Annotated in this window: 25 protein-coding genes, 1 other RNA gene and 1 pseudogene; 14 read left to right on the plus strand and 13 right to left on the minus strand. The window is 63.9% G+C overall.

Annotation, left to right across the window (positions count from 1 at the left end):
* Positions 1-107: 107 nt before the first annotated feature.
* The 6 genes from DY201_RS06210 to DY201_RS06230 all read left to right on the plus strand — a co-directional run bounded on the left by DY201_RS06210 (position 108) and on the right by DY201_RS06230 (position 8,171).
* Entirely contained in the window at positions 108-1,592 is a 1,485-nt protein-coding gene (locus DY201_RS06210; protein ID WP_115730452.1) for a carboxypeptidase M32, read from the plus strand.
* A gap of 203 nt (positions 1,593-1,795) precedes the next feature.
* Positions 1,796-3,448 (plus strand): FAD-binding dehydrogenase, encoded by a 1,653-nt coding sequence (locus tag DY201_RS06215; RefSeq protein WP_115730453.1) that lies wholly within the window; start codon positions 1,796-1,798, stop codon positions 3,446-3,448.
* A 263-nt stretch (positions 3,449-3,711) separates the two neighbouring features.
* Complete coding sequence (locus tag DY201_RS06220) at positions 3,712-3,978, plus strand: hypothetical protein (protein WP_174968994.1); 267 nt, start codon at positions 3,712-3,714, stop codon at positions 3,976-3,978.
* On the plus strand, positions 3,975-4,100 hold the full coding sequence (locus DY201_RS29680; RefSeq protein WP_280959921.1) for a hypothetical protein: 126 nt from the start codon (positions 3,975-3,977) through the stop codon (positions 4,098-4,100). Before DY201_RS06220 ends, DY201_RS29680 begins: the two co-directional genes overlap by 4 nt.
* Before the next feature lie 419 nt (positions 4,101-4,519).
* Positions 4,520-7,345: an autotransporter outer membrane beta-barrel domain-containing protein gene (locus DY201_RS06225; protein WP_245431909.1), complete on the plus strand. Its 2,826-nt coding sequence runs from the start codon at positions 4,520-4,522 to the stop codon at positions 7,343-7,345.
* Positions 7,346-7,481: 136 nt separating this feature from the next.
* The gene (locus DY201_RS06230) at positions 7,482-8,171 is read left to right on the plus strand and encodes a nitroreductase family protein (protein WP_115730454.1); all 690 of its coding nucleotides are present in this window, start codon (positions 7,482-7,484) and stop codon (positions 8,169-8,171) included.
* A 17-nt stretch (positions 8,172-8,188) separates the two neighbouring features.
* Here DY201_RS06230 and DY201_RS06235 read toward each other — a convergent pair whose 3' ends face one another.
* Complete coding sequence (locus DY201_RS06235) at positions 8,189-9,994, minus strand: ABC transporter transmembrane domain-containing protein (RefSeq protein WP_115730455.1); 1,806 nt, start codon at positions 9,992-9,994, stop codon at positions 8,189-8,191.
* 187 nt (positions 9,995-10,181) lie between these two features.
* On the opposite strand from DY201_RS06235, the gene rpmE reads away from it, so the two are divergent.
* Complete coding sequence (rpmE, locus tag DY201_RS06240; RefSeq protein ID WP_115730456.1) at positions 10,182-10,403, plus strand: 50S ribosomal protein L31; 222 nt, start codon at positions 10,182-10,184, stop codon at positions 10,401-10,403.
* A 95-nt stretch (positions 10,404-10,498) separates the two neighbouring features.
* Positions 10,499-11,002 carry a hypothetical protein gene (locus DY201_RS06245; RefSeq protein ID WP_115730457.1) on the plus strand — a complete coding sequence of 168 codons (504 nt, stop codon included), beginning with the start codon at positions 10,499-10,501 and terminating at the stop codon, positions 11,000-11,002.
* A 28-nt stretch (positions 11,003-11,030) separates the two neighbouring features.
* On the opposite strand, the gene DY201_RS06250 is transcribed toward DY201_RS06245, so the two are convergent.
* A complete protein-coding gene (locus tag DY201_RS06250) occupies positions 11,031-11,657 on the minus strand; it encodes a TetR/AcrR family transcriptional regulator (protein WP_115730458.1) in 627 nt (208 codons plus the stop codon).
* A gap of 98 nt (positions 11,658-11,755) precedes the next feature.
* Here DY201_RS06250 and DY201_RS06255 point away from each other — a divergent pair, with 98 nt between their 5' ends.
* On the plus strand, positions 11,756-12,601 hold the full coding sequence (locus DY201_RS06255) for an NAD(P)H-binding protein (protein ID WP_245431910.1): 846 nt from the start codon (positions 11,756-11,758) through the stop codon (positions 12,599-12,601).
* Positions 12,598-13,086: an anthrone oxygenase family protein gene (locus tag DY201_RS06260; RefSeq protein WP_115730460.1), complete on the plus strand. Its 489-nt coding sequence runs from the start codon at positions 12,598-12,600 to the stop codon at positions 13,084-13,086. Before DY201_RS06255 ends, DY201_RS06260 begins: the two co-directional genes overlap by 4 nt.
* A gap of 87 nt (positions 13,087-13,173) precedes the next feature.
* On the opposite strand, the gene DY201_RS06265 is transcribed toward DY201_RS06260, so the two are convergent.
* The 3 genes from DY201_RS06265 to DY201_RS06275 all read right to left on the minus strand — a co-directional run bounded on the left by DY201_RS06265 (position 13,174) and on the right by DY201_RS06275 (position 15,656).
* Positions 13,174-14,250 carry a D-alanine--D-alanine ligase family protein gene (locus tag DY201_RS06265; RefSeq protein ID WP_115730461.1) on the minus strand — a complete coding sequence of 359 codons (1,077 nt, stop codon included), beginning with the start codon at positions 14,248-14,250 and terminating at the stop codon, positions 13,174-13,176.
* A 116-nt stretch (positions 14,251-14,366) separates the two neighbouring features.
* A complete protein-coding gene (locus DY201_RS06270; protein WP_115733626.1) occupies positions 14,367-14,678 on the minus strand; it encodes an Rdx family protein in 312 nt (103 codons plus the stop codon).
* A 228-nt stretch (positions 14,679-14,906) separates the two neighbouring features.
* Positions 14,907-15,656, minus strand: a complete 750-nt coding sequence (locus tag DY201_RS06275) for a YebC/PmpR family DNA-binding transcriptional regulator (RefSeq protein ID WP_115730462.1) — start codon at positions 15,654-15,656, stop codon at positions 14,907-14,909.
* Between the two features lie 165 nt (positions 15,657-15,821).
* On the opposite strand from DY201_RS06275, the gene DY201_RS06280 reads away from it, so the two are divergent.
* On the plus strand, positions 15,822-16,628 hold the full coding sequence (locus tag DY201_RS06280) for an MBL fold metallo-hydrolase (protein WP_115730463.1): 807 nt from the start codon (positions 15,822-15,824) through the stop codon (positions 16,626-16,628).
* A 9-nt stretch (positions 16,629-16,637) separates the two neighbouring features.
* Here DY201_RS06280 and DY201_RS06285 read toward each other — a convergent pair whose 3' ends face one another.
* Positions 16,638-18,089: a GGDEF domain-containing protein gene (locus tag DY201_RS06285; protein ID WP_165915920.1), complete on the minus strand. Its 1,452-nt coding sequence runs from the start codon at positions 18,087-18,089 to the stop codon at positions 16,638-16,640.
* A gap of 572 nt (positions 18,090-18,661) precedes the next feature.
* Positions 18,662-18,985 (minus strand): ArsR/SmtB family transcription factor, encoded by a 324-nt coding sequence (locus tag DY201_RS06295; protein ID WP_115730465.1) that lies wholly within the window; start codon positions 18,983-18,985, stop codon positions 18,662-18,664.
* A gap of 50 nt (positions 18,986-19,035) precedes the next feature.
* On the opposite strand from DY201_RS06295, the gene DY201_RS06300 reads away from it, so the two are divergent.
* Both DY201_RS06300 and DY201_RS06305 read left to right on the plus strand, forming a co-directional pair.
* On the plus strand, positions 19,036-19,515 hold the full coding sequence (locus tag DY201_RS06300) for an SRPBCC domain-containing protein (RefSeq protein WP_115730466.1): 480 nt from the start codon (positions 19,036-19,038) through the stop codon (positions 19,513-19,515).
* Between the two features lie 10 nt (positions 19,516-19,525).
* Complete coding sequence (locus tag DY201_RS06305; protein ID WP_115730467.1) at positions 19,526-19,888, plus strand: VOC family protein; 363 nt, start codon at positions 19,526-19,528, stop codon at positions 19,886-19,888.
* A 45-nt stretch (positions 19,889-19,933) separates the two neighbouring features.
* On the opposite strand, the pseudogene DY201_RS06310 reads toward DY201_RS06305, so the two are convergent.
* The 6 genes and pseudogenes from DY201_RS06310 to DY201_RS06335 form a co-directional block, all read right to left on the minus strand.
* A pseudogene (locus tag DY201_RS06310) lies at positions 19,934-20,643 on the minus strand (DNA helicase).
* Between the two features lie 221 nt (positions 20,644-20,864).
* Positions 20,865-21,626 carry a TerC family protein gene (locus tag DY201_RS06315; RefSeq protein WP_115730468.1) on the minus strand — a complete coding sequence of 254 codons (762 nt, stop codon included), beginning with the start codon at positions 21,624-21,626 and terminating at the stop codon, positions 20,865-20,867.
* A gap of 161 nt (positions 21,627-21,787) precedes the next feature.
* On the minus strand, positions 21,788-22,612 hold the full coding sequence (locus DY201_RS06320) for a TIGR00282 family metallophosphoesterase (protein WP_067956925.1): 825 nt from the start codon (positions 22,610-22,612) through the stop codon (positions 21,788-21,790).
* A gap of 8 nt (positions 22,613-22,620) precedes the next feature.
* The gene (locus DY201_RS06325) at positions 22,621-23,208 is read right to left on the minus strand and encodes a 5-formyltetrahydrofolate cyclo-ligase (RefSeq protein ID WP_115730469.1); all 588 of its coding nucleotides are present in this window, start codon (positions 23,206-23,208) and stop codon (positions 22,621-22,623) included.
* 133 nt (positions 23,209-23,341) lie between these two features.
* A non-coding RNA gene (gene ssrS / locus DY201_RS06330) (6S RNA) lies at positions 23,342-23,497 on the minus strand.
* Between the two features lie 180 nt (positions 23,498-23,677).
* The gene (locus tag DY201_RS06335; protein ID WP_245431911.1) at positions 23,678-24,211 is read right to left on the minus strand and encodes a DUF4345 domain-containing protein; all 534 of its coding nucleotides are present in this window, start codon (positions 24,209-24,211) and stop codon (positions 23,678-23,680) included.
* Between DY201_RS06335 and DY201_RS06340 the strand changes: the two genes are divergently transcribed.
* Positions 24,210-25,049 carry an AAA family ATPase gene (locus DY201_RS06340; RefSeq protein ID WP_115730470.1) on the plus strand — a complete coding sequence of 280 codons (840 nt, stop codon included), beginning with the start codon at positions 24,210-24,212 and terminating at the stop codon, positions 25,047-25,049. The two genes, DY201_RS06335 and DY201_RS06340, sit on opposite strands and share 2 nt — an antisense overlap.
* Positions 25,050-25,202: the final 153 nt, after the last annotated feature.

A 25,202-nucleotide genomic window follows, 5' to 3' on the forward strand; every position in this document is an offset into this window, starting at 1 on the left:
TGAGCATGCCGGCTGCCGCACCGGCAAGTGGTGGACCAGCCGAACGGTCTTGCGAATGGGCGCGCTTTGGTATCCTCTCGCCGCGATTTTGAGACAGAGGAGCCACCATGTCCTTCGCAAGGTTAGACGAACTCGGCCGCAAGCTCGAAGCGCTGGAGCATGCGCTCGCCATCCTCGGTGCCGACGAAGCCACCCACATGGCGGTTGGCGGCGGCGCCAAGCGCGCCGAAGCACTTTCAGCACTTGCCGGCATGCATCACCGCCAGGCGACCGCGCCCGAGATATCGGACTGGATCGCCGCCGCCGAAAAGGAGGCGCTCAACGACGAGCAATCCGTGGCGCTGCGCGAGTTCCGCCGCCAGTACACCAACATGACCTGCCTGCCGACCGAGTTCGTCGAGCGCCAGACCTCGGCGCGGCTGCGCTGCGAGCAGCTGTGGCGCGACCTGAGAGCCAAGAACGACTGGGCCGGTTTCCAGCCGGCACTTGAAGGCATCGTCGCCATTGCGCGCGAGGAAGCAGCACTTCGCTCCGATGCGCTCGGCCTCGAGCCCTACGATGCGCTGATGGAGCAGTATGATCCAGGCAACCGCGTTGCCGACATCACGCCCGTCTTCACCGACCTCAAGGCGTTCCTTAGAGATTTCGTGCCGGAGGCGCTTGCCGTGCAGCAGGAGCGCCTGGCGAAAAATCCGAAACGGCCGCTGTCGGGCGTCTACGCCATCGAGCGCCAGCGCGAGCTCGGCCTTGCCATGATGGGTGCCGTCGGCTTCGACCTGACGCGGGGTAGCCTGTCGGTGTCGCATCACCCGTTCTGCGGTGGCGTGCCGTCCGACGTGCGCATCACCACGCGCTACAAGACCTCCGACTTCCTGTCGGCGCTGATGGGCGTTCTGCACGAGACCGGTCACGCGCTTTACGAACAGAACCTGCCCGAGGCGTGGTCGCATTGGCCGCTTGGCAAGGCGCGCGGCATGGCCGTGCATGAGAGCCAGAGCCTGTTCGTCGAAAAGCAGCTCGGTCGCAACCCCGCCTTCTGGCAATGGGCCCTGCCGCTGGTCGAGCAGCATCTCGGCGAGCGCTGGTCGATGGACGAGATCCTGCCGCATGTGCACCATGTCGAGCGCGGCCTGATCCGCGTCGATGCCGACGAGGTCACCTATCCGCTGCATGTCATCCTGCGCTACGAACTCGAGCAGGAGCTGATCTCGCGCCGCCTGTCGGTCGCCGATCTGCCCGAGGCGTGGGACGCCAGGATGCGCGACTATCTCGGCCTGTCGACCATCGACAATCCGGCCGATGGCCCGATGCAGGACGTGCACTGGCCAAGCGCTGCCTTCGGCTATTTCCCGTCCTACACGCTTGGCGCGATGATGGCGGCGCAGCAATGGGCGACGCTGACCAAGGAGCATCCATCGGTCGACGACGAGATCGCGCGCGGCCATTTCGAGACGGTCAACAACTGGCGCCGCGACAAGATCTGGTCGCAAGCTTCGCGCTGGTCGACGCCCGACCTGCTCGAACGCGCCACCGGCGAAAAGCTCAACGCAGCACATTTCACGGCACATCTGAAGAAACGCTACGGGGCCTGACCCTGCTCACCGGTTCGATGCGGACAGCTGCCCCTCACCCTTACCGTCTCCCCGTAAACGGGGCGAGGGGGCGCCGGCGTTGCGGCCGGGGATGAGGGGCAGCTCCCTCTTTCCGCAAGGTAACTGAGTCAGCCCAGTTTCTCCTTGATCGCAACGTTGCTCCTATCGGACACTTGACCAACGAACGACCTTGGGAGGGGCAGTTGGCGGACCGTACGGATGCGATTGTCGTAGGCGGCGGGCTGGCTGGCCTCGTCGCGGCGGCAGAGCTTGCCGACAAGGGCAAGCGGGTCATCGTGCTTGAGCAGGAGGGCGAGAATTCGTTAGGCGGCCAGGCGTTCTGGTCGCTCGGCGGGCTGTTCTTCGTCGACAGCCCCGAGCAGCGCCGCATGCGCATCAAAGACAGCCGCGAGCTTGCGCTGCAGGACTGGCTGGGCTCGGCACAGTTCGATCGGCTGGAGGATTTCTGGCCGCGCAAGGTGGCCGAAGCCTTCATCGATTTTTCCGCCGGCGAGATGCGGCCATGGCTGCATGCCCAAGGCATGCGCTGGTTTCCCGTCGTCGGCTGGGCCGAACGCGGCGGCGCCCAGGCGCATGGCCACGGCAACTCGGTGCCGCGATTCCATGTCACCTGGGGCACCGGCCCGGGCGTGCTCGAGCCTTTTGTGCGCCGTGTCCGCGACCACGCCGCCGCCGGTCGTATCCAGCTCAGGTTCCGCCATCAGGCCAGCCGCCTGATCAAGACGGGCTCTGCCGTCACGGGGGTATCGGGCGGAATCCTTGAACCCTCCATCGCCGAGCGCGGCCAGCAGTCGGGCCGCGCCGCGACAGGCGATTTCGAGTTCCACGCCGGTGCGGTCATCGTGACGTCAGGCGGCATCGGCGGCAACCATGAGCTGGTCCGCAAGGCCTGGCCGGTCGATCGGCTCGGTCCGGCGCCGAAGAAGATGGTTGCGGGGGTGCCGCACCATGTCGATGGCCGCATGGTCGCGATCACGCAGGCCGCCGGCGGTGCTGTGATCAATGGCGACCGCATGTGGCACTACACCGAGGGGCTGACCAACTGGAACCCGATCTGGCCCAACCACGGCATCCGCATCCTGCCGGGGCCGTCGTCGTTGTGGTTCGACGCACTGGGTGAGCGGCTGGAAGCGCCGTTCCTGCCCGGCTTCGACACGTTGGGCACCCTCAAGCGCATCCTGTCTGTCGGCCACGAATATTCCTGGTTCGTGCTGACCCAGAAGATCATCAAGAAGGAGTTCGCGCTGTCGGGTTCCGAGCAGAACCCGGACCTGACCTCGAAACGCTGGATCGAGGTGCTGAAGAGCCGCCGCGCCAAGGGCGCGCCGCCTTCGGTCGAAGCCTTCAAGCAGCATGGCGAGGATTTTGTCGTGCGCGACAATCTGCGCGACCTGGTTGCCGGCATGAACGCGCTTGCCGGCAACGGCTTGATCGACCACGACCGCCTGCATGCCCAGATCGTGGCGCGCGACCGCGAGATCGACAATCCCTTCGCCAAGGACGCCCAGGTCACTGCCATCCATGGCGCGCGCCGCTATCTCGGCGACCGTCTGGTGCGCACCGCCAGACCGCACAAGATCCTCGATCCCGCCAACGGCCCGCTGATCGCCGTCCGTCTCAACGTGCTGACCCGCAAGACCTTGGGCGGTCTGCACACAAATCTCGACGGCCAGGTGCTGGGAACCGACGGCGAAGCTGTCCCCGGCCTCTATGCGGCGGGCGAGGTCGCCGGCTTCGGCGGCGGCGGCTATCACGGCTACAACGCGCTCGAAGGCACTTTCCTCGGCGGCTGCATCTTTTCCGGCCGCAACGCCGGTAGGCACGCAGCGCGGTAGTCCAGCCAGCCTGGCAGCGCTGCGGTGCATCGGCGGCGGCGATGCTGCCGTCGGCGACAGCGTCAGGCGGTCAAGTTGTGAGCCATGGCGGCCGCGCGTCGAAGCTGCGCGGGATGCCAATTGCTTCGGTTCTGGAATTGCACCCAAAAAAGGCGCGGGCTGAAATCTTCCCGACCATGATGTTGTCGTTTAGGTGTGGCCCATCATTTATGGGCCTGCCCGAGGGATAAGCTCCTCTCCCGACGGCAGGTGGGGAGCAAGCAGTGCCTGCCATTTTTTCCACAACGCGCGTCCTATCGGGCGTGTCACTCGGTGTCTTGTGCGGTTTGCTCCAGCCTGCCTGGGCCGATCCGGTGGTCATCCTGGACGGCCAGGACATCACCGCTGATATTGGCTTCGACCCATTCCAGGAATTCACAGTCGGCGCTTGCGCCACCGGAACCTATTCGGGCCGGATCTACGAGTCCGGCGAAGTCGGCTATATCAGGAAGACCGGCGCTGGCACGCTGGTGCCCGCGATGCACTGTTGATCGAAGCAGGCTTCGACTTCGCCATCGCGCCCAAGGCCAATCTCGGCCTGAGCTACACCGGCCAGGTCGCCAATGGCGCCCGTGACCACGGCGTCAAGGCAAGCCTCGGTGTCAAGTTCTAGGACATAGGGGAGTGGGGCATTTGGGGAGAGCAATCGCAGGCGCGTGCTGCTCTCGAGCAGTTTTGCCGGCGCATTTCACTTGCATGGGCGAGTCTTCGTGACGCGCCCATGAGTCGATCTGGCGGTTGTTCCAGTTGTCACAAGTTGAGTGCTCCGTGTCTAATATTTTGTGTTGCTGTATAAGCTTGGCTGTTCTAAGCAAGAGCTATTGTTAAGTTTTTGGCGGGGATTGGGGTCCCCGTACAATGCCTTTGCCCGGATTGGGCGCGCATACAAGTGGTGGGGATATAATGAATATTTTTGGCCGCAGCTCTGCTGCGCGGACATCGACTCAAGCTACCAGGACCACTTCCAGCCAATCGACGAACCGACCAGCCGCCCGTCTCGCCGCTCTGCGGTCGGGCACGGCGCTCGCGGCCGTGGCGGTTGTGCTCGGTGCGGCGCCGCATGCGCTTGCGGCAGACCAGTATTGGGATGGTCCTTCCACTCTTCCGGTCATCATCGAAGGCGGTGGCGGCATCTGGAGCACGGGCGGCACGAACTGGACCGACATTGGCGGCGGGATCAACGGAGCCTGGGCCGGCGGCACGGCCGTGTTCGGCGGCACCGGAGGCGGGGTGCAGGTTCAGGGGCATCAGAATTTTGATACGCTTCGCTTCACAGGCAACGGCTACAGGCTTACGGCCACAGCTTCCGACTCGCTCACCCTGGCGCCGGTAGGCGGCACGGCGACGATCAATGTCGGTAGCGGCATTACCGCCGAGATCGGCATGATCGTGAAAGGGTCGGCCGCGCTGGACATCGTCGGCGGCGGCATTCTGAAGCTCAGCGATTGGGCAAACACCTATACTGGTGCGACCACTATCGGCTCCGGCACCACGCTCCAATTGATCCGCCAGAGCAAAATCAGCGCCTCCAGTGGCGTAACTGTCGACGGAACTTTCGACATCTCGACCACGGACGCTGGCGCCAGCATCAAAGCGCTGAGCGGATCAGGTCAGGTTATTCTTGGCGAGCGGTCCTTGTTCCTCACTGATGCCAACGGGACCTTCTCGGGCGTTATCTCGGGCAATGGTGGTCTCAACATCAGCGGCACCAAGCAGATCTTCACCGGGGCTAACACCTATCTCGGCAGCACTGGCGTCAGCGACGGCGCCACGCTTCAGATCGGCGATGGTGGCACGACAGGGTCGGTTGCCGGCGCGATCAACAATCTCGGTACGCTGGTCTTCAATCGCTCCGACGACCTCACCGTTGCTGGCCAGATCAACAGTGCTGGCTCGTTCCAGCATGTTGGCGGCGGCAAGTTGACCCTTACCGGCACCGGCAACAGCGGCAGCGGCACGGCCACCGTGCTGATCTCCAACAACAGTACGCTCCAGTTCGGAGACGGCGGGGTGAGCGGTTGGCTGGGTGGGACCGATGGCAAGATCACCATCGACGCTGGCAGCAAGCTGATTTCCAACATGTCCAATGGCCTGGGCTACCTGCCGCAGAACGTTAAGCTCGCCGGCGCGGGGCAGTTCTTCAAGCAGGGATCGGGCACAATCACTCTGCGAGGCGACAGTTCCGCATTCGCCGGCGAAACCTTCGTGAATGCCGGCATGCTGAATGTCGGTTACAAGGGCCTCGGTACGCTGGCTGGGCCAGTCTCCGTTGATTCCGGCGCGCGGTTCGGCGGCAGCGGCACGGTTGTCGGCAACGTGACAATTGCGTCAGGTGCAGCGCATGCTGTGGGCGACAAGGCCAACCCGGCTACGACGGGCCTCGTCCACACCCAGACCGTCAACGGCAACTACGTCAATCACGGCATCCTCGAGATCGAGGCGACGCCGGAGACAGCCGACAAGCTGACGGTCAACGGTACGGTCAACATATCGGGTGCGACGCTCAACCTGTCGCTGACGCCCAACGACCCGAGCCCGGCCGGAGGCTGGGACCCGCTCAACGGCCCGTTCACGATCATTGCCAATGACGGTGGCGACGCCGTCACCGGCACGTTCGCGTCGGTAGGCAATCTCAACAACCTGCTCTTCCTCAATCACCTCATCAGCTACACCGGCGGCGACGGCAATGACGTCACGCTGGCGCTGAGCCGCAACGACTTGTCGGTCGAGGAGGTTGCCCAGTCGCCGAACCAGTCGGCTGTCGCCGGCGCCGTCGACGGCCTGCCAAGCGGCAATCCGGTGCGCTCGGCGTTGCTGATGTCGACCGACGAGGACGAGGCGCGTGATGCGCTCGAGCAGCTCGCCGGCGACGTGCACGCCTCGGTCAGCGGCGGTACGACCCAGACGAGCCAGTTCCTCGGCGAGTTCGCCAACGATCGCGTCCGCTCGGCCTTCGGCGATGTCGCAGCACCCGACTTGCCGGTCATGGGTTATGGCGAAGGCGGCCTCGAACTTGTCGCCGCCGACAGCGACCGCTTCGTCGTCTGGGGCCAGGCGCTCGGCAACTGGGGTTCGTTCGACGGCGACGGCAATTCGGGTGGCTTCGAGCATGCGAGCGGTGGCCTCGTTGCCGGTGGCGATACCATCGTCGGCGATGGCTGGCGCGTCGGCCTGCTCGGCGGCTACAGCCGCACCAGCTTCGATGCCGATGACGGTGCTGCCTCGGGTGACAGCGACAACTTCCATGTCGGCGTCTATGGCGGCCGTCACTTTGGCGCTGTCGCGCTGCGCGCCGGCGCGTCCTACACCAGGCATGCGATCGACACATCCCGCACGGTGTCGTTCCCCGGCCTCACCGAGACGCTCAAGGCCAGCTACGATGCCGGTACCGCGCAAGCCTTTATCGAGGCCGGTTACCGTGCCGAGATGGGCCGCGTCGCCTTCGAGCCGTTCGCCGGTCTTGCCTATGTTTCGACCTCGACCGACGGCTTCACCGAAACAGGTGGTGCTGCGGCCCTGACCAGCGCTGACAAGAGCTTTGACAGCACCACGACGACGCTTGGCCTGCGTGCTGCCAGCGACTTCAATGTTGGCGACGGCAAGGCAACGGTTCGCGGCGGCCTCGGCTGGCGCCATGCCTTTGGCGATGTCACGCCCGCTTCGACGGTCGCCTTCGTCGGCGGTGGCGACAGCTTCACCGTTTACGGTGCGCCGATCGCCCGCGATGCGCTGTTGATCGAAGCCGGCCTCGACTTCGCCATCGCGCCCAAGGCCAATCTCGGCCTGAGCTATACTGGCCAGGTCGCCAATGGCGCCCGTGACCACGGCGTCAAGGCAAGCCTCGGCGTCAAGTTCTAGGAGTGGACAGGCGGCGCCTGTTACGGCGTCGCCAATCCCCCCAGGCGACGCCTGCTATGGCGCCGCCAATCCCCGTTGACGCGGGCGGCGGCATTGGAGATTGTCGCCGCAATCGAGATTTTCCGGGGAGGAACACGTGACTGTCTCAACCACGCACGCCTATCGCACATTGCCGCTGCCCGACTACCGGGAAAAGCCGGTCGAGGAGATGCGTGCCGGCGCGCAGGCGTTCTACGACGAGATCCGCACGCGCCATACGGTGCGCGATTTCTCGACCCGGCCGGTGCCGCGCGACATCATCGAAACCTGCATCATGGCCGCCGGCACGGCACCCAATGGCGCCAACCACCAGCCCTGGCATTTCGCCGTCATCGGCGACGCCGACATCAAGCGCCAGATTCGCGAAGCGGCGGAAATCGAGGAGCGCGCCTTCTATGAGGGTCGCGCCGGCGAGGAGTGGCTGAAGGCGCTGGCACCGCTCGGCACCGATGCCTCCAAGCCCTTCCTGGAGGAGGCACCCTGGCTGATCTGCATTTTCGGCGAGCGCAAGAGCCGCTCTGCCGACGGTGTCTCGCGCAAGAATTACTACGTGCCCGAATCGGTCAGCATCGCCACCGGCTTCCTGATCGCCGCCCTGCACCGCGCCGGCCTCGCGACGCTGACGCACACGCCGAACCCGATGAGCTTCCTCAACGAGATCTGCGGCCGCGACCCGCATGACAAGCCCTACATCCTGATGGTCGTCGGCTACCCCAAGGAAGACGCCACGATCCCGGTTCACGCCACCGAAAAGCGTCCGCTGTCGGAGATCGCGACGTTTCTGTGAGCTGACGGCTGGCTGGCCTACTCGGCAGCGCCCTGGAAGGCGCTGGCGCCGGTATCGAACTGGAGCTTGGCGAGGCGGGCATAGATGCCGCCCTTGGCGACAAGGCCGGCATGCGTGCCTTCCTCGACGATGCTCCCGCCTTCCATGACCAGTATGCGGTCGGCCTTCAGCACGGTTGCCAGCCGATGCGCGATGACGATGGTGGTGCGGCCCTGCATCAGGTGCTCGAGTGCTGTCTGCACCTGCTTTTCGCTTTCGGCGTCGAGTGCCGAGGTTGCTTCGTCGAGCAGCAGGATCGGGGCGTCGCGCAGGATGGCCCGGGCGATGGCGATGCGCTGGCGCTGGCCGCCTGAAAGGGTGACGCCGCGTTCGCCGACTTCGGTGTCGTAGCCGTTCTGCAGCTTTTCGATGAATTCGTCGGCGAGGGCTGCCTCCGCGGCCTTGACGATATCGGCCTGCGAGGCGCCGGGCCGGCCAAAGCCGATGTTTTCGCCTGCCGTGCTGGCAAACACAGTCACGTCCTGCGGCACGATGGCGATGCGGTCGCGCACGGCGCGTGGATCGGCCTTCTGCAGGTCGACGCCGTCGATCAGCACCGCACCTGCTTCGGGATCGTAGAAACGCAGCAGTAGCGAAAAGACCGTGCTCTTGCCAGCGCCCGAGGGGCCGACGATGGCCACTGTTTCCCCCGGCTTGACGGTGAAGCTCAGGCCATGCACGGCGGCGCGGTCGGGCCGCACCGGATAAGAAAAGGTCACGTCGCGGAATTCGATCGCGCCGTTGCACCTGGCGGGCAGGGCGATCGGCGTAGCCGGGGCTGCAACCGTCGGCTCTTCGGCGAGGATCTCGGTGATGCGTTCGGCAGCACCGGCGGCGGAGCTGAGTTCGCCCCACACTTCCGACAGGGCTCCGAGCGCGCCGGCGGCAAAGACCGAATAGAGCAGGAACTGGCCGAGCGTGCCGGGCGAGACCACGCCTTCGAGCACGTCGCGCGAACCGAACCACAGCACGGCTACGACCGAAGCGAAGATGGTGAAGATGGCAAAGAAGGTCAGCACGGCGCGCGCCAGCACCGAGGCGCGGGCGGCGTTGAAGGCGGTCTCGACGGCGGCGGCGAACCTACCCGTTACCAGGGGTTCATTGGTGAAGGCCTGGAGCGTGCGGATGGCGCCGATCTGCTCGCTGGCAAAGGCGGTGGCGTCGGCCAGCGTGTCCTGCGCCAGCCTCGACTTGCGCCTTACCGAGCGACCGAAGGCGACCAGCGGCAACACGATCAGCGGGATCGCGGCAATGACGAGGCCCGACAGCTTCGGGCTGGTCACCACCATCATGGCGAGCGCGCCAAGGCCGAGGATGACATTGCGCAGGGCGACAGAAGCGGTGGCGCCGACGGCCGACTTGATCTGGGTGGTGTCGGCGGCGAGCCGCGACACGATCTCGCCCGACATCGCCGTATCGAAGAAGGCCGGCGACAGGCTGGTGACGTGCGAAAAGACGTCGCGGCGGATGTCGGAGACGACGCGCTCGCCCAGCGTGATGACGAAATAGTAGCGGCAGGCCGAGGCCAGCGCGAGCAAAGCGGCGATCGCCACCAGCATGGCGAAATATTTGGCGATGAAGCTCGAATCGGCCGAGGAGAAGCCGTGGTCGATCATTCGGCGCACGGCGATCGGCAGCGTCAGCGTGGTGATGGCGGCGGCGACCAGAGAAATGATGGCGCCGACGACCAGCTTGGGATAGCGGTAGAGATAGGGCGAAAGCCGGCTCAGCGGACGCAGCGAACGCCGGCGCTGTTCATTCGCGGCCGTTATCGTGCTCGCCATGCTATTTCCCTCTCGGCCTTGGCCCATTTGCAGGCTGCCGGCCTTGTGATTCGAAATCGGCTGATGTATAGGCACGCCGACCGTTTCTGAAGCTGTGGCCTATCTAGCCGTGGCTTCGAATTTTCGAAAGAGGCGCATCGCCGCAGGATACCTGCGCAAGCCGCGCCGCGACAGCAGGAACAGAGCGATGAAAGCCGATATCCATCCCGACTACCACGTCATCAAGATCGTGATGACCAATGGCACCGAATACATGACCCGCTCCACCTGGGGCAAGGAAGGCGATACGATGAACCTCGATATCGACCCGACCACGCACCCGGCCTGGACCGGCGGCCAGCACAACCTGCTCGACCGCGGTGGCCGTCTGTCGAAGTTCAAGAAGCGTTACGAAGGCCTCGGCATCTAAGCCGACCCGCTTCAAGCATACCAAGAACCCGCCCTCGTGGCGGGTTTTTTGTTGCCGGCGGACAGGATATTCAACTCGCGTCACGGGGGCACGTCATGCTGAAGTTGAGTGATGAACGATGGTCTCGTCTGACTGGCGGATACAAAGTCGCTTATGACGCCCGTCAAGCCTTCGCTGCACTTTCCAGGAACTACCGCGACAGCGCCGCCTGGGAGGAACTCTTGAATGAGCTGCATCATCAGGGCGATGTCGGCGAGGCGTCCTACGCAGCTATTCCTGCGCTTGTCGGCATCTCCGCCCAACACCGTCATGCGCCTTGGGCGCTCTACGGTCTGGCGGCAACGGTCGAGGAAGCGCGGCTGGTCTTTCCACGAAATCCACCGATTCCCGAATGGCTGGAACGCGACTATGCCGCGGCATGGCAACGGCTCTTTGAGTTCGCCTTGCGCGACTTGGCGACCGAGTTGGAACCATCGGTCGTGACCTGCGCGCTGGCCGTCGTCGCCTTGCACCGCAAGCAATTGTCACTGGGACGCCTTGCGCTTTGTGACGACGATGAACGAACCGAAATGCTCCAGCGCCAATTCGGCGCGGTCTAGTCCCAGTTCCACCAGCGTTTTCTCAGGGTTAGGCCGCCCCGATCTCCCGCAGCGCCATCGCCTTGTAGTCGGCCACCAGCGCGTCGCCTTCGGCGCGGTCGACCGAAATTGCCAGCCGCATCGTTGCTTCGCCCAGCGACATGATCAGGAACGCCTTGCGCTCTATCTCGGCAGCATCCGAAGCGGGCGCGACCCGCTGCCACGCCTCGGCCAACAGCGCGCCATTGGCCCTGGAATCGCGCAGGTCGATGTCGCGCAGCGCCTTGTCGGCCTGGGTGCCGGACCAGATGTCGCGCATCACCGGTTCGGCCAGGAAGATGCCGTAATAGACATCAATCAGCCCGCCGAAGGCGTCGATCAGCCCCTTCATGTCGCCAACGCCCGCCAGCCCGTCTGAAATGCAAGCGCGGCCTTCGGCGTTGTAGCGCTCGGCAAGCGTGCGGATGATCGCGCCCTTGTCGGGAAAGTACTGGTAGAGCGAGCCGATCGACACGCCGGCACGTTCGGCGACCTCGCCCATGCGCATGGCGTCGCTGCCGCCTTCCGAGATCAGCGTGCTCGCGGCCTGCAGCATGCGCTCGACGCGCTCCTGGCTGCGTTTCTGGCTCGGTGCGCGCCGCAGCGCCTGGCCCGAGATGTCTTCGATCGCTTCCATGGTTCCTCGCCCGCAACGAATCCGCTTGACCTCCATAATATGAGGGTTTATCACATTTGCAAATGTGAGGAATGCTCACATTAATGAAGGAGGCCAAAATGACCGTATCTCAGCATGACATGAAGCCAATTCTCATCCTCGGCGGCACCGGCAAGACTGGCCGCCGCATTGCCGAACAGCTTGCACAGCGCAACCTGCCGGTCCGTATCGGTTCACGCGGCGCCACCCCGTCCTTCGACTGGGATGACCGCTCCAGCTGGCCGGGCGCAGTCGAGGGCGCCGGTGCCGTTTACATCTGCTACTATCCCGACCTCGCGGCCCCAGGTGCCGCCGAGGCAGTCGGCGCCTTCGCCGAATTCGCCGTCGGTATGGGCGTCAAGCGCCTGGTGCTTTTGTCCGGGCGCGGCGAGCCCGAGGCGCAGCGCGCCGAGGAAAGGGTCCAGCAGTCCGGCGCCGACTGGACCATCCTGCGCTGCAGCTGGTTCATGCAGAATTTCAGCGAGAGTTTCCTGCTCGACGCCGTGCTTTCGGGCGAGGTGGCGCTGCCGGTCGGCGCTGTAGGTGAGCCGTTCGTCGATACCGACGATATCGCCGATGCCGCTGTCGCCGCCTTGTCAGACGACCGCCATATCGGCCAGCTCTACGAACTCACCGGACCGCGCATGCTGACCTTCGCTGACGCCGTCGCCGAGATTTCAGCCGCCGCCGGTCGCGATATCCGCTTCGTCGAGATCAGCGTTGCCGACTTCAAGGCCGGTCTCACCGACCAGCAACTGCCCCAGGAGCTCATCGACCTGTTGATGATGCTGTTCACCGAGGTGCTCGACGGCCGCAACCAGCATGTTGTGGACGGTGTCAGCCGGGCGCTCGGCCGGCCCGCGCGGGATTTCGCCTGGTATGCCAGGACTGTCGCCGCAACCGGTATCTGGGGAGACCAGACATGATCGCTGCCGCCTTCACCGTACTCATCTTTCTTGCAGCGCTCGGCAGCGGCATTGCCGCCGGCCTGTTCTTCATCTTCTCCAACACCATCATGGCATCGTTTGCCAAACTGCCGGTGCCGCAAGGCATCGCCGCCATGCAGCAGATCAACGTCACTATCATCAACCCGCTGTTCATGCTGGTGTTCATGGGGATGGTGGTGTTGTCGCTGGTGCTCGGCGCCAAGGCGATCCTGGGCTGGAGCGAGGCGGGTGCGGCCTGGCTGCTCGTCGGCAGCATCGCCTATCTCTTGGGCTGCTTCCTGGCGACGATGGTCTTCAACGTACCGCTCAACGATGCGATCTCCGCCGTCGACCCGGCAAGTGCCGAAGGTGCCGCCATGTGGACGCGCTATCTCAAGGAGTGGCTGCCGTGGAACCATGTCCGCACGGTCGCCTGCCTGGTGGCGCTGGCGTCGTTCGTCATGGCCTTTGCCCGCACCGCTTGACGCATCGGCCCGGAGCTCGGGTTCGATCGCAGGCAATGCGCAAAGCAGGAAACGAAAAAGGCCGGGCATGACCCGGCCTTTGCTGCTTCAAGCCTGGCGCTGCCAGCGCGCCACGGCATGTTCGATCAGCCGGCCGACGAGATCGGGATAGGACACGCCAGAGGCCGCCATCGTCTTTGGGTACATGCTGATATTGGTGAAGCCGGGGATGGTGTTGACCTCGTTGACCAACGCCGAGCCATCCGCCATTACGAAGAAGTCGACGCGTGCCATGCTCTCGCAGCCCAGCGCCAGGAAGGCAATTCGGGCAACGTCCTGCAGTCTGGCTGTGGCTGCCTCAGGCAGCTCTGCCGGGATGCGCAGCGCGGCCCCGTCGGCATCGATATACTTGGCCTCGTAGGTGTAGAAGCCATGGCTCGCCGCCGGCGCGATCTCGCCCGGCACGGAGACGGAGAGCCGCCCGTCAGGCGCCTCGAGTACGGCGAACTCGACCTCGCGGCCGGCGACGAATTCCTCGATCAGCACCTTGCGGTCATATTTGAAGGCCTCTGCCAATGCCTGGTCCAACTGCTCCGCCGTCTCGGCCTTGCTGACGCCGACGGAGGAGCCTTGCCGCGCCGGCTTGACGAAAACCGGCAGTCCGAGCTCGGCCGTGATGGCGTCGAAAGACGGGCTGTCGCCAAAATGCACGGTCACGCCACGCGCCACCGGCACCCCGGCCTGCTTCATCAGCCGCTTGGCCACATCCTTGTCCATGGCGTTGGCCGAGCCGAGCACGCCGGAGCCGACATAGGCAATGTCGGCCACCTCGGCGAGACCCTGCACCGCGCCATCCTCGCCGAACGGGCCATGCAGCACCGGAAACAGCACGTCGACCCTGGGCAGTTCGAACGGCGCTTCGCCGCCGGGCAGGGCGACCAGCCGTCCTCTGCCGCCGGGCACCAGTGCCACCTCGGTGCCATCAGTGGGCACTGCCTTGGGCAGCGCGCCGTCGCGGTCGAGTTCGGCCAGGAACCAGCGGCCGTCGCGGGCAACGCCGACGGGCACGACCTCGTATCTGGACACGTCGATCGCCTTGACGACATTGCTTGCCGACATGAGCGAGACGTCGTGCTCGGAGGAGCGTCCGCCGAAGAGAACTGCGATGCGTGGTTTGGTGGTCATGGGTGCTTTCCGCCTGCCGCTGGGTTCGCGCCATGCCGTGGCGCAGTGTCCTGCTTGTTCAGCAATTCGAACTTATCTGTGGCGTCGTTTCAGGCTTTGCGCAGCTTTCGCTGCACTCAGCCATTATCCCTGGACTTGTGGCCCTTGCGGTCGGAATGGCCAAGGTCGCGATCGGGGTCGATGATGTCACGCACCAGCTGTTTCAGCCTGGCCGCGTCGGGAAAGCCGCCGTCGCGCTTGCGGTCCCACACCAGCGTGTCGTTGCAGCTGACGGTGAAGACACCGCCGCTGCCCGGCACCAGCGTCACCTCGCCGAGCTCGGTGCCGAAGGTCGACAAAAGCTCCTGCGCCATCCAGCCGGCGCGGAGCAGCCACATGCACTGGGTGCAGTAGGTGATGCGGATCTGGGGAAGGGGCGCGTCGGTCATGGTCAACTCGTTGATGTGGTGTGCCTCCTTCGAGGCCCGCTTTGCGGGCACCTCAGGATAAGGAGGGATGATACCGTCTTCCCAACCGTTCGATAGGGCGGGCAACATCCGGTCGTGCTGGGTGGTAGGGTCCTCACCCTGTGGTGCTCGCCCAGGGAGAGAACCTCGAAAGATGCACGAAATACGCGTCAAACGAAAACGCCCCGGATTTACCGGGGCGTTGCAAGGTCACGCTGCGCTGAGCTTGGCCAGCGTCGCTTCGTCGACTTCGAAGTTGGCGTAGACGTTCTGCACGTCGTCGTCGTCTTCGAGCGTGCCGACAAGCTTCATCAGCGACTGGGCGCGTTCTTCGTCGACGGGGATGTTGTTCTGCGGCTTCCAGATGATCTTCACCGACTCGGCGTCGCCGAGCGAGCTTTCGAGCGCCTTGGACACTTCGCTGAGGTTTTCGAAAGCGCAGGTGATGGTGTGGCCGTCCTCGTCCGACTGCACGTCGTCGGCGCCGGCCTCGATGGCCGCATCCATGACCTTGTCGGCGTCACCGGCGCCTGCCGGATAGACGATCTCGCCGACGCGGTCCCACATGAATGACACAGAGCCGGTTTCGCCCAGTGCCCCGCCGGCCTTGGTGAAGGCTGCGCGCACGTTGGACGCCGAACGGTTGCGGTTGTCGGTCAACGCCTCGACGATGAGGGCGACGCCACCTGGGCCGTAGCCTTCATAGCGCACTTCTTCATAGTTCTCGGCGTCGCCCATCGAGGCCTTGGAGATGGCGCGGGCGATGTTGTCCTTGGGCATCGACACGGCCTTGGCGTTCTGCACGGCAAGGCGTAGGCGCGGGTTCATCGAGGGGTCGGGTACGCCGGTCTTTGCTGCAACGGTGATTTCGCGCGCGAGTTTTGAGAACATCTTCGACCGCACCGCGTCCTGGCGGCCCTTGCGGTGCATGATGTTCTTGAACTGTGAATGGCCGGCCATGGGACCCCTGTTTGTCGCTTCGGCAGTGTTTGGATGGGCCGCCTTATAGATAAATCGGCTCAATACGTCCAGACATCAGGGCTTTCCGACACTCGCGAAAACGTGACTCCGCACGCTACGCGGCTGCTGAGATAGTGTGTTTCAGCCCGAACGCCCGAGAGCGCCATGCCCCTTCGCCTGTTCGCCGCCTGTCTCGCCACCCTGTTGTTCGCTTCGATGCCGGCATGGGCGGCGGACGATCCGGTGCCGAGCAAATGCATGGCCATCGCCCAGACCCTGCCCGAAGTGACCTATGCCAGCTTCACGCCGGCCCAGGATTTCGTCGATGGCGACGTCATCATCACCTATGCCGGCCACTCGACCTATGTCGTCGAGACGCCGGGCGGCGTGCGCATCGCCACCGACTACAGCGGCATCTATGGCTCAGATCCGCTACCGCGCATCGTCACCATGAACAAAGCGCATCGAACCCACTATACCGACCTGCCGGACCGGGGCATCGAATACGTCTTGCGCGGCTGGAACCCCGATGGCGGGCCGGCCAGGCATGCGCTGGTCGTCGACGACGTTTATGTCCGCAACGTGCCGACCGACATCAGGCGCCTCAACGAGATGGAGCGCGACGGCAATTCGATCTTCATCTTCGAGGTCGCCGGCCTGTGTATCGGCCATCTCGGCCACCTGCATCACCGGCTGGAGGATGCGCATTATGGTGCTATCGGCAGGCTCGATGTCGTCATGGTGCCGATCGACGGCGGCATGACCTTGTCGATAGACGCGATGACCGAGATCACCACCCGACTCTATTCGTCAATGATCTTGCCGATGCACCGGCACTCGACCGCGATCGGCGAATTCACCGGCATGATGGGCGACGGCTTTGCCGTCGAATTCCGCAATAGCCGCTCGCTCAAGGTGTCGCTCAGGTCGCTGCCCGCACGGCCGACCATCGTCATTCTCGACGGCGTCTGAAGACTTCGCTCAGTTCAAGGTCGGCGCTGCGGCGTAGGCCTGCTGTGCGCCGACCCGAACCATGTTGCGTCCGGCGTCCTTGGCTTCGTAGAGCGCGCGATCGGCAGCGAGCATCACCTCGTCGAAGCTTGTCCACCCGCCCGGCGCCCGCGTGGCCACGCCGATGCTGACGGTCGCCCAGACCTCGCCGCCCGTGGGCATCTTGATCGCCCGTGCTTCGAGTGCCTGGCGAATGCGCTCGGCAACCGAGGTTGCCGCGATCATGTCGAGGCCAGGCAGGACCACTGCGAATTCCTCGCCACCCATGCGCCCGAACAGGTCGGCCGGGCGCAGCACATGAGATACGAGGACGACAAACTCCTTCAGCATCGCGTCGCCGCCGGCATGGCCGAAGCGGTCGTTGACGTTCTTGAAGTGGTCGATGTCGAGCATCAGCAGCGACGTCCCACGATCCTGGTTGATGCGCAGGCAGGTTTCGCTGCGATCGATGAAGGCGCCGCGCGACAGCGCGCCGGTCAGCGAGTCGTGGTTCGCCGCATGCGACAGGCGCTCGATCAACTCTGTGCGCGCGGCGTTGATGCTGGCCACCGTCAAGGGGCAGAGTGCCATCAGGGCGATGCCGAGGCGCAGCGAGTCGAGAGAGCGCAGCGGATCGGGCAGCTCGGGTAACGGAATGAAATTGGCCGGAATCGAAATCAAAAGCCACGTGCACAACAGCATCGTCAGCACCGAGGTGGTGAAGGTCCTGTAGGTCAGCGAACACCAGAGCAGGGCAGGGATTGGCATCGCCAGTGCGCCTGGGCCGCCCAGCATGATGGCAAGTGCCACCGAAGCCGCCAGCACGAGCATCGGCAAAGCATGCTGGAGCAGCGCCGGCGAAAGCTTGGCCGGCCAAAGCTCGCGCAGCTTGCGGAATCCCGGAAACGTCAGCAGTACGGGAAGGATGATCAGGCTGTTGACCAGTTCGGTGATGAACCAGAACGTCAGGCCATGGAAGAAGTCGCGCCCGAACAGCAGGCGGGCAGCGCCGCCGCCGGCGATGGAAGCTGCCAACGCCACTGCGCAGCAGATGGCAAACAGATGAAGCACCGATGCCGGCCGCTGCAGCCAGCGGTCGCTCTCCGGCGCAAGTCTGAACAGCAGGTATCCGGTCAGCGCGCCGGTCATGTTGGCGATCGTCAGCCACAGCGTGACGAAGAAGTTTCCACCTGTCGAAAGGTCGGCTGCGATGTAGCCGACGAAGGCGGCGAGCCAGCCCAATGGCGTGGCGAAGGCCGGGTTGCGGACCATCATGCCGAGCAGGATGGCGTTCGCCGGCCAGACCGCGGCGAGGAAGCCGACCGGCCGCGTCAGGATGCCGAAGAACGATGCGAGAAAGACGATGCCAGCGACGATCAGAGCAATTGCAAGTTGCGGTTCAGTGTTTGCCTTGGCGGGCAGTTCCCCGGTGGCTGTCAGCATTCCTGGCCCATCATGCAAGTCCCTTGTCGGGACTGTCGCCCAAAAAGCGTTCATCCGGACTTAATGAGCGCTTTCTGATGTAGCGGTGAAACGCGGGCCACGTCCAAGCATTTCTTTAGCCGCGGTGGCGCCTCACGCAACCGATGGGTGCGAGAGGCGTGGAGGCTCAGGCGCGAGTCGCGGCTCGATCTCCTCGATCGCGATGTGACCGCGGAACCCGTCTGATCAGATAGCTTCCCTTTGGTCCTCAATGGCATGGGCGAACATCATTGCCGGGTCGGCTTCGAGTATGCCCATGTGCCCGCTCCGCTTCGGCGACCTCAAGCGGCTGGTGCCCGAAAGCAGCGAGAAAATGCTGATCCAGCAACTGCGCGAGATGGAGGCCGATGGCCTCGTCCACCGCGAGATGTCCGCGAGGTGCCGCCGAGGGGCGAATACTTGGCGACGCCTCTCGGCCAGTCGCTCGACGGGGCGCTTGGGCCGCCGGCGGATTGGGGCAAGCAACATGGCGCCGCCATCGAGGCGCACAGGGCGAAGGTCGCCTGACCGACATCAAGGCTTGGGCCCGCGCCTCAGCCTTCCAGGTCGAGCTTCAGCCGATCGAGAATGCTCATCGCGTGGCTGGCATATTCGCTGATCCAGCGGTCGTGAATCTCTTTGATCGGCATCGAGTTGAGGTGGTTCCAGCGTTCGCGGCCTTCGCGCCGGGCGACCACCAGTTCGGCCTCTTCCAGCACCTTCAGGTGTTGCATCACCGTGCAGCGGTCCATGTCGTCGAAGCGCTCGCACAGCATGCCCGTGGTCAGCGGGCCATCCTTCATCACGTCCAGCATCAGCCGCCGGCGCGGATGCGCCAGGGCCTTGAAAACACTGTCGTCGTTCGGTTCGCTTGACATGTTATAAAACTATAACATATTGTTTGGCCATGCAAGCAGGAGGAACAAAAATGTCTGTTGGATTCAGGGTTTCCGGGCGCATCGGCAAGCCGGTCGCCGAGGTCTTCGACGCGGTGGTCAATCCCACCAAGCTCAGCGGCTATTTCACCACGCTCGGCGGCGCCAGCGCGCCGCTGGTCACCGGCACCACCGTCACCTGGTGGGGCTCGGTGCCGGTCGAGGTCGACGAGGTCGAAAAGGACAAGCGCATCGTCCTGCGCTGGGACACCGACCCCAAGGTCGAGCCGAGCTACAAGACGCGCATCGAGATGAACTTCGACGCGCTCGACGATGGCGGCACCTTCGTCACCATCGCCGAGGCCGGCTGGCGCGAGGACGAGGCCAGCCGCAAGGCGTCGTACAACAACTGCGAAGGCTGGTCGCAGATGCTGTCGTGCATGAAGGCCTATGTCGAATACGGCATCAACCTGCGCGAGGGCTTCTACCGCAGCGAAATGGTCGGCGAGCTGCCGACGCCCGACACCAAGTGAGGAGGAAGAAATGACAGCCAGCATCACCGGTGGCATCAACATCGCGATGAAGATCCCATCGCATCAGTATCAGGCGACCATCGCCTTCTATCGCGACGTGGTCGGCCTCAAGCCGTTCACCGACAAGGCGCCAGCCATCGGCTTCGAGCTCGGGCCAAACAAGCTGTGGCTCGACGAGGACCCAACGATGAGCCAAGCCGAAGTCTGGCTCGAGCTTTTCACGCCCGATGCATCAGGCGCGCTTAAGCAGATGGCCGATGCCGGCGTCGTGCGCTGCGATGCCATCGAGCCGCTCGGCGACGACTTCCGTGGCGGCTGGATCATGAATCCGGCCAACGTCGTGCACATGGTCCGCGAGCCCGACGCCTGGTGAATGCGCCACAGGCCGGGCGGCGGGCATTCCCGCCGCCCGGTCTCGTCAAACCGCTTGGAATCGCACCTCGCCCTGGTTCAGGAAGCAGGCCTTGTCGAACAGCTTGAGATCGAGCGGGTTGGGTAGCCTGACGTCTTCAAGATCAGGCACCGCCTTCGCCGCGGGATCGTAGGACCGGTGGATCTGCGAGATCATGACGACGATCAGCCCCTTGTCGCGCGCCAAGGCCCTCAGCGTCTGCACTTGCTCCATCAGCTCCGGATTGTCGCGCTTCTGGTCGAGCAGCTGCAGATAGTCGATGACCAAAAGGGTGCCGCGCGGGGGATTGCCATGCGCCTGGCGATGCGGGCGGCGCTGATCGTGTCGGAGCTGTCGAGCTCAAACAGCGCGCCGAACTGCTGCCGGTCAGCGCCTATGGCACGAAAGCGGTCGAGGACTTCCTTCTCGGTATATTCGAGTGTGAAGAAGCTGCCGCGATGGCCTGATTTCATCGCCTCCACGGCGAGTTCGAGGCCCATCAGCGTCTTGCCCTGGCCTGGGCGTGCGCCGAGCAGGACCATGTCGCCCGGGACGAGCCGTGCGAACAGCCTGGCCGCCGGCCGCACGGCAGCAGCCTTGGCGGCAAGCAGGCTCCAGCCGGCAATGCCTTCGTCGGCTGCCACTTGATCGAGCGCTTGATGGAGAGGGATTTGCGTCGTCCTGGCCAGAAGCCTGGCCTTGCGCTTCAGCATGGGAATGGGCGCTGAAAGTTTCATCGGGCGAACCTCCATATACGAGCTGTCGTCGCAACCCCTCCTTATGCACGTGCTCGAACAGATGGTTCGGTGATTAGGCACCCTGCACGAACTGTACTTTCCCGTTGGAGGGGGGAGGCGTGGGCCGCGCCAGAATCAGATGATAGCCCAGTTCGCGGCGGCCTGAAATCGGTCGCTGAAACGAAAACGGCGGGCACTTGGCCCGCCGTTCGTCGTGTTCGTCAGTGGCCGCTGCCGCTGCTTTTCCTGCGGCGATTCCGCTGCAGCATGTTGAGGCCCTCGACCAGCGCCGAGAAGCCCATCGCGGCGTAGATGTAGCCCTTGGGCACATGGTAGCCGAAACCATCGGCAATCAGCGTCATGCCGATCATCAACAGGAAGCCGAGCGCCAGCATGACTATCGTCGGGTTCTTCTCGATGAACTTGGCGAGTGGCGTTGCCGCAAGCAACATCACGGTCACTGCGACGATCACGGCGATGTACATGATGCCGATCTCGTCGGTCATGCCGACAGCGGTGATGATCGAGTCGATCGAGAACACCAGGTCGAGCAGCAGGATCTGGAAGATCGCAGCACCCATCGAGAGCTGCAGCGTCCGCGATACCATCTCGTCCTTGTGGTCCTCGGGATCGACCGAGTGGTGGATTTCCTTGGTCGCCTTCCACACCAGGAACAGGCCGCCCGCGATCAGGATCAGGTCGCGCCAGGAGAAGCCATGGCCGAAGGCCGTGAAGACGGGCGCCGTCAGTGCAACGATGAAGGAGATCGTGGCCAAAAGCACGAGACGCATGATCAGGGCCGCGCCGATGCCAAGACGCCGCGCCTTGGCGCGCTGCGCCTCCGGCAGCTTGTTGGTCAGGATCGAGATGAAAATCAGATTGTCGATGCCGAGCACGACCTCAAGCGCGATCAGGGTCAGCAGCGCCACCCAGGCGGTCGGGTCGTTGATGAAGCCGAAATACGGCGCCAGGAATTCGATCATCTAAGTGTCCCCGTTGTTCTTCTGAATAATTTTCGAGCGGCCGGCGGCCACTCGTTCACATGCTGCGTGCCGAGACATGATGCATCCGGATAGATGCACCAAGCTCTAACATATGCTGACGTGCGGCGGGCAAGTAGGTTTCCACTGGCCCCTCGTCAATGTCAGGACCAGAAGGATGGGACGGTTTCTTCGAGCCGGGGCCCGCGACGCAATGGCGCAACCCGTTCGGCGAGACCGGTGCGGTCGGAAATGTCGACGCCGACCCCGCAAATGGTGGCCGGGCCGTTGGCCGCTTCGAAGCGGCCCTTCGGTACCTTCGACAGGAAGCGGTTGAGCGGCTCTTCCTTGTCCATGCCAAGCGAGGAGTCATAGTCGCCGCACATGCCGGCGTCGGTCAGATAGGCCGTGCCGCCATTGAGGATCTGGTGGTCGGCGGTCGGCTGGTGGGTATGCGTGCCGACAACCAGGCTGGCGCGGCCGTCGACGAAATGCGCAAAGCACATCTTCTCGCTGGTTGCCTCGGCGTGGAAGTCGATCACCACCGCATCGGCCTGTTCTCCCAGCGGGCAGGCGGCCAGTTCGCGTTCGCCGGCCTGGAACGGGTCGTCGAGTTCGGGGTGCATGAACACCCGGCCCATGATGTTCGAGACCAACACGCGGGCGCCGTTCCTGGCGATGTAGAGGCCAGAGCCGCGCCCCGGCGTGCCCTTCGGGAAATTGGCAGGGCGCAAGAAGCGTTCCTCACGCGGCGCAAACGCCAGCGCCTCGCGCTGGTCCCAGACGTGATTGCCCGTCGTCACCACATCGGCGCCGGCAGCAAGCGTTTCGCGGAAAATCTCCTCGGTGATGCCGAAGCCGCCAGCGGCGTTCTCACCGTTGACGATGACAAAATCGAGGCGGAAATCCGAAATCAGGCCGGGCAGCTGGTTCCACACCGCGGTGCGTCCGGCCTTGCCCACCATGTCGCCAAGAAAAAGAAGTCTCATGACGTCATCTACAATTCAGTGGTGAACCGGCGCAACCCGCTTTCCGTCAGTATTTCGGGGATGATGACGTCGTGGTTCTCGTCAGGAACGCGCTCAACCTCCTGGCAGTCGAAGGCGATGCCGATCAGCCTGGGCTCGATGCCCTTGTCCTGCAGCTTGGAGATCGCCCGGTCGTAATAGCCCGCGCCATAGCCGATGCGGTGGCCGCGCGCGTCGAAAGCCGCCAGCGGTACCAGCATGATCTCAGGGTCCAGCACCGCGGCTTCCTCATGCGGCCCAACGGTGCCAAAACCCATGTCGACCATCGGCGCGCCACGCACCAGTTCGCGGAAGACGATTGTGTGCTTGTCGAGGATGGCCGGCAGGCAAAGCCGTGCGCCATGCTCGCGCAGCGCAAACATCATCGGCCGGACGTCGACCTCCGAACGCATCGGCCAGAAGCCGGAGACGATCGTGCCCGGCTCGATCGGGACGTGGTCGCGCGCGGTCTCTGCCATCTCCAGCGAAGCCTCGATACGCCAGAACTGGTCAAGCGCATCGCGCCGGGCCAGCGCCTGCTTGCGCAACTGCTTCTTGATTTCGCGGTGAGAGGTCATGCCGTGCCCCATTTTCCTGTCGTAACAGGTGTTTGGCACATCGGCTGTCGCAACGGCAACGCAGAAGTCGCAGCTGTCAGGGGGCGGGTAGGCAGGTTTTATCCGGGTGGGGAGGTTTTATCTGGGTAAGAGGTGACGATCCACACGACCGGTGGAGAAGTCGATCCCGGAGACCTACAAAGTAGGTGGGCGCCGTGTGAAAAGACCCACGGGTCTTCCCAGGGACAGCTCCCTAAGGATCGTTAAGGCCCCGGGGAAAATGCTCTCCTGCCGGGAAGCGCAGACCGTCACCCCCAATATAGGCGTTGCGGCCGCAATGCGCCATGGCAATGCCGCAGTTCATGCAACGATATTTATGAGACCAACCCCCTGCCTTGGAGGCAGGGATCCTTCGCAGCCCCCCTCTGCCCTGTACGGCAGAGGGGGGCTGCGAAGAGATGATACGGTCAAGGTCTGAGCGGAACGCGGTCTAACGCGTGAGCCGCGCAATTCTTTGCTGCCAGATGACCAGCAGCGGCACGGCGAGGAGTTCGATCGACAGGCCAGCGAGATGTCCGGCTGAGGGGCGCCCGGCAAGGAGCAACGACGACAGCCTTGCGAGCCCGCCACAGAAGGTCAAAAGGGCGAGAAAGCAAAACCGCGCCGTCTTGGTCTCGATTGCCGGTACACATGTGAACCAGGCGACACCGATTGCCAGGAATATTCCAGACAGGAAGCGAAAGTGGCTGTCGAGATCGGTCGGCCATGGCTGCTCAACATGGAGAAAGGCCGGCCCGATGATCACACCCGCCAGCCCGATCAGGACAGGGGTGATTGCGAGGACGGCGACGATCGCCTGCAGAAATCTCTTTTCCGGCCAAGCCGACATCTTGCCACCCGTCATCTGTGCTGCTTTCTGAGAGACACGTTGTCGCTGCACCGGGGTTTCAAGTGCGGGCTCTTCAGGCTTGCGCCCATTTGCCCGGCTCCTTAGGGTCGCGGCAAAGTTACGAGGAATTCGCATGCGCTTTGAAGGAACGTCGGCTTATGTCGCCGACAAGGATCTGATGGTGGCGGTCAATGCGGCGATTGCGCTGGAGCGGCCGCTGCTGGTCAAGGGTGAGCCCGGGACCGGCAAGACCGAACTCGCCCGCCAGGTTGCCGCGGGCCTCGGCCTCGAGATGATCGAGTGGAACGTCAAGTCCACCACCAAGGCGCAGCAGGGCCTCTACGAATATGATGCCGTGTCGCGCCTGCGCGACAGCCAACTCGGCGATGGGCGTTTCAACGACATCAAGAACTACATCAAGCGCGGCAAGTTGTGGGATGCGTTTGCCGCTGGCCGAAAGGTCGTGCTCTTGATCGATGAGATCGACAAGGCCGACATCGAGTTTCCCAACGACCTTTTGCAGGAACTCGATCGCATGGAGTTCTTCGTCTACGAGACCGGCGAGACGATCAAGGCCGATGTCCGTCCGATCGTCATCATCACCTCGAACAACGAAAAGGAGCTGCCCGATGCGTTCCTGCGACGCTGCTTCTTCCACTACATCCGCTTTCCCGACGTCGAGACGCTGCACCGAATCGTCGAGGTCCACTATCCCGGTATCAAGCAGAACCTGGTGCGCGCCGCATTGACCCAGTTCTACGAGATCCGCGAAGTCGCCGGGCTCAAGAAAAAGCCGTCTACCTCCGAAGCGCTGGACTGGATCCGCCTGCTCGTCGCCGACGATGTCGCGCCGGAGGACCTGCGCGCCGACCCCAAGAACGCTCTGCCCAAACTGCATGGCGCGCTGCTCAAGAACGAGCAGGATGTACACCTGTTCGAGCGCCTGGCGTTCATGGCCAGACGACAGGGCTGAGGAGCGGTCCGCGTTGCGTACGGAAAGCCAATGATTTGGCCTTTCGAGCGCCGAACGCCCGTAGCCATGGCGAAGCGCAGGGTGCACGTCATTGCCGGCCTCTGTTGCGCACCGCCCGGCCAGCACATTCCCGTGCTGTGGACCGTTGGCCCT

This window comes from Aminobacter aminovorans (assembly GCF_900445235.1).
GTDB lineage: Bacteria > Pseudomonadota > Alphaproteobacteria > Rhizobiales > Rhizobiaceae > Aminobacter > Aminobacter aminovorans.

What these genes read in the sequence shown, in the direction of transcription:
- DY201_RS06210 (WP_115730452.1), top strand. Translation starts at nt 108, where the DNA reads ATGTCCTTCGCAAGGTTAGACGAACTCGGCCGCAAGCTCGAAGCGCTG.
- DY201_RS06235 (WP_115730455.1), bottom strand. Translation starts at nt 9,994, where the DNA reads ATGGCGAGCACGATAACGGCCGCGAATGAACAGCGCCGGCGTTCGCTG.
- rpmE (WP_115730456.1), top strand. Translation starts at nt 10,182, where the DNA reads ATGAAAGCCGATATCCATCCCGACTACCACGTCATCAAGATCGTGATG.
- DY201_RS06245 (WP_115730457.1), top strand. Translation starts at nt 10,499, where the DNA reads ATGCTGAAGTTGAGTGATGAACGATGGTCTCGTCTGACTGGCGGATAC.
- DY201_RS06250 (WP_115730458.1), bottom strand. Translation starts at nt 11,657, where the DNA reads ATGGAAGCGATCGAAGACATCTCGGGCCAGGCGCTGCGGCGCGCACCG.
- DY201_RS06255 (WP_245431910.1), top strand. Translation starts at nt 11,756, where the DNA reads ATGACCGTATCTCAGCATGACATGAAGCCAATTCTCATCCTCGGCGGC.
- DY201_RS06260 (WP_115730460.1), top strand. Translation starts at nt 12,598, where the DNA reads ATGATCGCTGCCGCCTTCACCGTACTCATCTTTCTTGCAGCGCTCGGC.
- DY201_RS06265 (WP_115730461.1), bottom strand. Translation starts at nt 14,250, where the DNA reads ATGACCACCAAACCACGCATCGCAGTTCTCTTCGGCGGACGCTCCTCC.
- DY201_RS06270 (WP_115733626.1), bottom strand. Translation starts at nt 14,678, where the DNA reads ATGACCGACGCGCCCCTTCCCCAGATCCGCATCACCTACTGCACCCAG.
- DY201_RS06275 (WP_115730462.1), bottom strand. Translation starts at nt 15,656, where the DNA reads ATGGCCGGCCATTCACAGTTCAAGAACATCATGCACCGCAAGGGCCGC.
- DY201_RS06280 (WP_115730463.1), top strand. Translation starts at nt 15,822, where the DNA reads ATGCCCCTTCGCCTGTTCGCCGCCTGTCTCGCCACCCTGTTGTTCGCT.
- DY201_RS06285 (WP_165915920.1), bottom strand. Translation starts at nt 18,089, where the DNA reads ATGCTGACAGCCACCGGGGAACTGCCCGCCAAGGCAAACACTGAACCG.
- DY201_RS06295 (WP_115730465.1), bottom strand. Translation starts at nt 18,985, where the DNA reads ATGTCAAGCGAACCGAACGACGACAGTGTTTTCAAGGCCCTGGCGCAT.
- DY201_RS06300 (WP_115730466.1), top strand. Translation starts at nt 19,036, where the DNA reads ATGTCTGTTGGATTCAGGGTTTCCGGGCGCATCGGCAAGCCGGTCGCC.
- DY201_RS06305 (WP_115730467.1), top strand. Translation starts at nt 19,526, where the DNA reads ATGACAGCCAGCATCACCGGTGGCATCAACATCGCGATGAAGATCCCA.
- DY201_RS06315 (WP_115730468.1), bottom strand. Translation starts at nt 21,626, where the DNA reads ATGATCGAATTCCTGGCGCCGTATTTCGGCTTCATCAACGACCCGACC.
- DY201_RS06320 (WP_067956925.1), bottom strand. Translation starts at nt 22,612, where the DNA reads ATGAGACTTCTTTTTCTTGGCGACATGGTGGGCAAGGCCGGACGCACC.
- DY201_RS06325 (WP_115730469.1), bottom strand. Translation starts at nt 23,208, where the DNA reads ATGACCTCTCACCGCGAAATCAAGAAGCAGTTGCGCAAGCAGGCGCTG.
- DY201_RS06340 (WP_115730470.1), top strand. Translation starts at nt 24,210, where the DNA reads ATGCGCTTTGAAGGAACGTCGGCTTATGTCGCCGACAAGGATCTGATG.
- DY201_RS06335 (WP_245431911.1), bottom strand. Translation starts at nt 24,211, where the DNA reads ATGCGAATTCCTCGTAACTTTGCCGCGACCCTAAGGAGCCGGGCAAAT.